This is a genomic window from Bacteroides sp. D22, assembly GCF_000163675.1.
Taxonomy (GTDB): Bacteria; Bacteroidota; Bacteroidia; order Bacteroidales; family Bacteroidaceae; genus Bacteroides; species Bacteroides xylanisolvens.
Genome location: NZ_GG774855.1, coordinates 1 through 1,781, shown reverse-complemented (window position 1 = coordinate 1,781; position 1,781 = coordinate 1). Strand labels below are relative to the sequence as shown.

At 34.0% G+C, this 1,781-nt stretch carries 2 protein-coding genes; both read right to left on the bottom strand.

Features of this window, described 5'->3' with window-relative positions:
- A partial coding sequence (locus tag HMPREF0106_RS00155) for a transposase family protein (RefSeq protein ID WP_009041316.1) occupies nt 1-216 on the bottom strand: 216 nt, incomplete at its 3' end.
- A gap of 1,339 nt (nt 217-1,555) precedes the next feature.
- The coding region (locus tag HMPREF0106_RS28055; protein WP_009041315.1) for a hypothetical protein at nt 1,556-1,781 on the bottom strand (226 nt) is incomplete at its 5' end.

Here is a 1,781-nt window from a genome sequence, read left to right as displayed (position 1 = left end):
AGTATCATGACTAGGGATGAACTCCAGGTCAGGTATGCGACTTTTGAAAAAAGCAATTTTCGCATTGCCAAATTCCTCAATCTCATTCCAAGACTGGGCGCCACAGATTACAGCAGCAATGGATATATAGATAATAGTTTCCATTTTATGTACTTTTTTGCGGTTCATCCTAGGATCTTCTATTTGTTTACAAAGGTCAATTATGCCAATTTTCATGTTAGTTTATGTTTTAATATATCTTATAAAGATAAGAAAAATAATCGATATAAACAAATGGTAGTGCATTAATAATCAATAGTATAGCAAAGAAATAGAAAAGGAGAATATAGTAAAAAATATAATGCGTCTGCCTTTTCCTACTACTATCTGTATCGTTGCACTCGAGTGAACAGATCGTTTCACTCGAGTAGACGGTTCTTTCTACTCTAGTGCACAGGCCTGTTCACTCGAGTGCAACGATACAGATGCAGGTAGGAAAATATGCGAATGTCTGCTCTATATACTTTCAATAAGCACTGATAATATATTGTAAAGCTGTGTCTAGTCTGGTATTCAACCTGGTCTTTAGTTTAGGATCTAGCTTGAGAATTTATAGTATAAATAGTCAAAATACTATGAGAAATACCTTGAAAAGGTATGAGAAATGCACTGTTTTCAGTATAAAACGCTGGTAATACTATGAGAAATGCCTTTTTTATTTTATTTCTCATAGTGTTATATTGATGATTTACAGTTGATTATTGTGCAACCTATGAGAATATGAGAAATGAAAATGAAATCATTTCGGTTCTTCTTCAAATTCCGTGCTACTTATTTATGTTCAATTACCTTATTCATGGCTATTCCGGAGTACTTTAAGATGCATATAGTTTGGATAATTTATTTGCTATTTCTAATATGCCGATATCCCTTTATCCATCGGCCTTTCAATGAGCTTTACTAGCACGGAATTTGATTAAGAACCATCATTTCTAGTGGCGCTGCGTCGCTGAATATCCTGTATTCTGCTGGTCATGCCCAATTAACCATTCCAATTAATCCATCCCCTTTAATAATCCCCTTTAATAATCTCCTTTTGTAATGTCCCTTTGTGGTATATCCCTAGTATTCTTTTTACATTTCGTTCTTTTTCTTGCTTTCTTTCTATATCATCTTCTTGTCTCTTTCTTCCTGTTGTCTTTTTCTCAGCTGTAATTCGACTGTAATTTTGTTATTTCTTTCTTCTGCATCTTTTTCTCTTTTTCGTGCGCCTACGCGCCCGCGTGTGATATAATAATGTGTTCCATGTGTACCGTTTCCGCCGCCAATCCACTCATGATAAAAAAAATATGTTCTACAACATCATTATCCTTCAGCACTTTAGCATATTCTTTCAAAAAAACTTAGAAAAAAGAGTTTAATATATTTGGATTGTATACCAAAAGGGCGTACTTTTGCACCCGCTTTCCAAGAGAAGAAAGCCTTGCAGAATTGACATAGTGAAAAAGCGAAATTGCGCTTAAAGAAAAGAACAAAAAAACTTCCAAAAAGTTTTGGAGGATAATAAATAAAGTTCTTATCTTTGCAGTCCGATTCGCAAAGAAAACGGCCTTTCTTTTTCTTTTGTGCATTCTTTCCCTTTCGCATAGAGAGCCTGAGAAATGAGTAAAAAGAAAAAAATAAAAAAAAACTTCCGAAAAAGTTTGGTAGTTAAAAATAAAGCCTTTACCTTTGCGCCCGCTTTTAAAACGAAAGCAGCAAGTTCTTTGAAATATTGATAAACAATACAAGTAGTACAAGTA